The organism is Nitrosomonas communis (assembly GCF_024102715.1).
GTDB lineage: Bacteria > Pseudomonadota > Gammaproteobacteria > Burkholderiales > Nitrosomonadaceae > Nitrosomonas > Nitrosomonas communis_B.
Map to the genome: position 1 here is coordinate 1 of NZ_JAGFJM010000098.1, position 4,943 is coordinate 4,943.

Annotated in this window: 6 protein-coding genes; all 6 read right to left on the reverse strand. The window is 44.8% G+C overall.

The window, feature by feature from the left end; genetic code table 11:
* The coding region (locus J5I83_RS09280) for a hypothetical protein (protein ID WP_304055262.1) at positions 1 to 308 on the reverse strand (308 nt) is incomplete at its 3' end.
* Positions 292 to 426: a hypothetical protein gene (locus J5I83_RS09285; RefSeq protein ID WP_304055264.1), complete on the reverse strand. Its 135-nt coding sequence runs from the start codon at positions 424 to 426 to the stop codon at positions 292 to 294. The genes J5I83_RS09280 and J5I83_RS09285, both read right to left, overlap by 17 nt.
* 147 nt (positions 427 to 573) lie before the next feature.
* Entirely contained in the window at positions 574 to 1,290 is a 717-nt protein-coding gene (locus J5I83_RS09290) for a hypothetical protein (RefSeq protein ID WP_304055266.1), read from the reverse strand.
* Positions 1,291 to 1,362: 72 nt separating this feature from the next.
* A complete protein-coding gene (locus J5I83_RS09295) occupies positions 1,363 to 1,857 on the reverse strand; it encodes a thermonuclease family protein (RefSeq protein ID WP_304055268.1) in 495 nt (164 codons plus the stop codon).
* A 61-nt stretch (positions 1,858 to 1,918) separates the two neighbouring features.
* Positions 1,919 to 4,117: an ATP-dependent RecD-like DNA helicase gene (locus tag J5I83_RS09300; RefSeq protein WP_304055270.1), complete on the reverse strand. Its 2,199-nt coding sequence runs from the start codon at positions 4,115 to 4,117 to the stop codon at positions 1,919 to 1,921.
* Positions 4,118 to 4,141: 24 nt separating this feature from the next.
* Positions 4,142 to 4,810, reverse strand: coding sequence for an SOS response-associated peptidase (locus tag J5I83_RS09305; protein WP_304055272.1), 669 nt, complete (start codon positions 4,808 to 4,810; stop codon positions 4,142 to 4,144).
* Positions 4,811 to 4,943: the final 133 nt, after the last annotated feature.

Genomic DNA, 4,943 nt, shown 5'->3' on the forward strand with positions numbered 1-4,943 from the left:
CCGTAATAATAACTGTGTCTTTCATATTCCCGCAGCAACCCTTTCTGTGCCTGCAGTTTTGCTTTTATCTCATTAGCTACATCTTCGTAATGTTCAGCGACAGCATTATGATTATTAGGGTCGATGGAACGCAAATCAGCACTATGAGTTTCACCACTCTGATTGCTCGCTATCGGACTCATTTGAGCACATCCAGATAAAAAACCAAGCGCCAATACAGTTATCAAGAAAGATATCGTTCTCATCATAGCACCTCCATTAAACAACTTTAATCCCGCTCCTTTAATCTGCTCAAAACTTTTTGTCATGCCTCATTTTAAGAATAACCATGCTGGTGATACGCTCTTCACAGGAAACATCTTTTACCCAATCTATCTCTTGATCAGAATATTTCAGTTTAATCCCGCCATCAATCACTTTGATCATTACTCATAATAAGGCTATGGTTTTTAATACATTAACCTTATTCCTTACAACCAAATTAATTTCTTAGGATGGATAATATCGACTTAAAGCACAAAAAATAAGTACCAAAAAAAGAAATTAATTGTTTCGCTTATGAATACAATAACTTTAACCGCATTCCCAAAAAATAACGCCATCGACAATACCGCTCACCGTCTCGTATTCAGAGGCATTAAGCAGAGAGATCAATCTGCGATTGATAAGCCTAATTGTCTCCTGTTCATCAGAAGAAATGAATCGATTGCGAGTATTACAGGTTTTATCCACCCAGATTTGTGGATAGGTTCTAATTTTACGACCTTGGGATGTTAGAATTTCAGCAACATAGAGAGATACCCCGCTCATGGATATATTCCAATCAACTTTCTTCAGAGTATGCAAGTTGCCCAACAGAGCTAAAATCGGTATCTGGCTTACTTGATCTAATAGTTTACTAGCCATCCATTCGTCACGATCGACGCCCAACCCAAGCTCAGCATCGATAGCAAGTAGTTTTAGGCAATTGCCATTTCTTTTCAATCTTGTCAGCCCATCAATCATTACACGGAAAGGAGGATGATCAATCATCTGGGGTATCTCGATATCCGCCACAGTCGCCCTGCCCTCTGCGATCTCATCAAGAATTGATTGTTGATTGCTGGCAATCTCCAACGCGACAACCAGGCATTTATCTTGCTGAAAGTGGCTATATATTAACTCTTCAAAAAATTGGATTGATTCTGGCTGCTTGTGATATTCACCGATGATCGTAATACTGTTGGGCTCAAGGCCCTCTATGATTTGATTATGAACTTCACTTGGATAAACTGGAATTGAAGAAAACAAACTGACTATGAAGAAATAGCGCCAAAGCTTTTCTTTCAGAGCTACAAATGTGGAGCAACCCGACCTCATGCTTTACTTTCTTGCTTGTCGCCACTCCCAAGGTGGAACTTGCTGAGCTTCCGGCAGACCCCACAACCCGGCTCCATTTTGTCTAGCTTGTTTCTCCAAATCATAGAGATTTTGATCGTTGGCATATTTTCGATATACCCAGGCAGCACCCAGTCTAACCATCTCCGCATTTACATCGATGTCGTCTGCATAGACCCGTCCAACTGTACGCCCATAGCGATCGATATCCCGTACTTTGACGATTACGGTTTTACCGTGGACAAGCCGAGATAATTCCTGTTTTGCACGCGTTCCGTAAGGTTGGGCCGATTCGGGCGTATCGATTTCAGCCAGCCGTACTTTGATTTGCTGCTTTCGATCATCGAGGATAGTTATAGTGTCTCCATCTGATACGCCTACGACTCGTCCAATATGCTCCTGAGCCGCCGCAAATAATGGCAAGAATGAGATGTAAAATAATGCCAGGAACAATATTCTCTTGAAATGTATGCGGTTCACTAAATCTTCCTATTCAAGTGTTTTGTGCTGATAGAAACTCTCATTATTACCATCGACCGTTTTAGTTATTAGTTGAGAGGCGTGCTATTAAATTGGTTACTCTGCGTTGTGAGCGTTGGTTCTTTACCGCCATTGCCAATGCTTTGGGTTGCGCAATGATCACTACCAGCTGCTTGCCACGCGTGACGCCTGTATAGAGTAAGTTCCGCTCTAAAAGCATGTAATGCTGCATCGCAAGAGGAATAACCACTGCAGGATATTCGGAGCCTTGTGCCTTATGAATACTAATAGCGTAAGCCAAAGAGATTTCATCCAGCTCATTAAATTCATAATCCACGGCGTGATCATCAAAATTGATTTGCAATAGACTTTCTTCAACATCAATAGACACAACTGTTCCAATATCTCCGTTAAATACTTCCTTATCGTAATTGTTCACCTGCTGGATGACTTTGTCTCCCGGCGCATAAATCGATCCGTAGCGAGTTACCTTTGGCTCACTCGATCCATTCAATCGTTGCTGTAGTTCAACATTGAGTGATCGCGCACCTAGACCTCCTCGGTTCATCGGTGTCAGTACTTGAATGTCACTCACTGGATCAAGCTTAAAACGTTGCGGTATCCGTTCGAGTAAAACCTGCATCAATTTAGTAAAAATCTCTTCTGGCGTTTCTGCATAAATGCAATAAAAATCACTCAATGCCTGAGAGCTATCAGTTTGTGGCAATTGACCTTGGTTAATCCGATGTGAATTGGTAATGATTTTTGATGTTTGAGCTTGCCGGAAAATCTCAGTCAATCTAACTGTGGCAATCTTGCCCGAGTCGATAATGTCAGCCAATACTGCACCGGGGCCAACAGATGGCAGTTGGTCCACGTCACCGACAATCAATAATGCTGCATTTGAAGGAACAGCCTTTAACAACTGATTCATCAACGTTACATCCATCATGGAGGACTCATCGATTACCAGACAATCCAATTCCATAGGAGATTCTTCGTTATGCTTGAAGGCAAAAATGGAAGGATCAAACTCCAGAAGACGATGGACGGTCTTGGCTTCCAGTCCTGTGGATTCAGAAAGCCGCTTGGCTGCTCTGCCGGTAGGCGCACACAGAGCAATGTTGATATGTTTGGCGGTAAGAATCTTCAGAATACTGTTAACCAAAGTAGTTTTGCCCACACCTGGGCCACCCGTGATGACCGCCACTTTATGCTGTAGCACCAATGCTATTGCTGCACGCTGAGAGGTTGATAAAGTTAGCCCGGTTTGTTCTTCGACCCATGGAATAGCCTTCTGAGCCTCAATGGTTCCCCAGGGGGTTTTACCTTGATTGAGGCGAAGCAGGTGATTTGCACACCCTACTTCCGCTCTATAAAGCGGAGTAAGAAAGACGGTCTCGTGCTGATCGATGGTTTCAGCAGTTAAATTGCCTTCAACGAGCTCCGCAGTTATCCCTTCATCAATAACAGGTGCGGGTATTTCCAGCAATTTGACTGCCATCGTACACAAGGTCTCCCGTGCTGCAGCACAATGCCCTTCGTTTGACCATTCCTGTAAAACATGGCGTACCCCGGCTTGGGCACGAATCAAAGAATCTGGTGCGATTCCCAGTTTCTGTGCCAATGTATCAGCCGTCTTGAAACCGATGCCGTGAATATCCAAAGCCAGTCGGTAGGGATTTTCTCTCACCTTATCGATGGCCTGCTCTCCATAGGTTTTGTAGATACGGACAGAGCGTGATGTGCCCACGCCATGCGATTGCAAGAACACCATGATTTCCCGGATGACTTTTTGTTCAGCCCAGGCACTCGTAACCCGTTCTAGCCGTTTTTTGCCAATGCCGGGTAGCGTCAATAATCGCTCCGGTGCGAGTTCGATTACCTCAAAAACATCAGCACCGAAGGCTTTCACTAGTTTCCTGGCAAAATGAGGACCAATGCCTTTGATCATGCCAGAACCAAGATATTTCTCGATCCCTTCTAAAGTGGTAGGCGGTACGATTTGTATAGAAACCGTTTTAAACTGCTGACCATGTTGGCGGTCATTGACCCAGAAACCTAAGCATTCGATATATTCGCCAGCAGTGACAGAAGCGGCTGAGCCAATCACTGTGACGAGTTCTCTATGGCCTTTGACCTTGACTCGCAAGACACAGAAACCAGATGACTCACTATGGAAGGTAACTCGCTCTACCGATCCCTGGAGTTTTTCCAGAGGATTATCTGTGTCATGATGTGAATTAGCGGGTGCTTTCATCGGACATACTGAAATTCTGAAAACTCATTCATTGACCGGCTGAATCAATTGCTCTCCCTGATTGCTTGTCCGTCCTACCGCAGGTGATACTGGCCATAACTGCATTTGCTCGGCAGAATAAAGCTGCAGAAGCGATAACAGTATATCGTCGGGTTGCTGGGTTGGGGTCAGCCAGGCATCCCATACTTCAGGTGGAAGAATCACTGGCATGCGGTCATGTATGGGACGCATCAAGGTATTGCTTTCTGTGGTGATGATCGTGCAGCTATTGATTGTGACTTCATCGACTGTTGCGGTTTCCCATAATCCTGCGAAGGAAAGCGGGCTGTCTTTGGCACAGATATAGTAAGGTTGTTTGCTTTTGCCATCTGGCAGTAATTTCCACTCGTAGAAACCCGACGCGGGAATGAGACAGCGCTGTCTTCGAAACGCATGCTTGAACATGGGTTTGATGGCCAGCGATTCAGAACGTGCATTGAACAGTAAAGGCAGCTTCTTGGTATCCTTGACCCAATGGGGAATCAATCCCCAACGCATCATCGACCCTACCCTGCCTTGTTCGCTGTCACGAATAACCAGAATAGCGTCGGTAGGGGCGATGTTATAACGCGGTTCGATCTCCGGTATCGATACTGCATGATACCAGTCGATCAGGCTGGAACGGGGGTAAGCCAAGGCAAAACGTCCGCACATATCGTCAACATTGTTATTCGTCAAATGAGTGTTTTATACTGTGCTCTCATCATGTCCTAAAGCATACACCATGACAACCATTGTGCCTGTTGATCCATCCAGCTCATCGACATTGCCTTATCTGCAGCCTGCC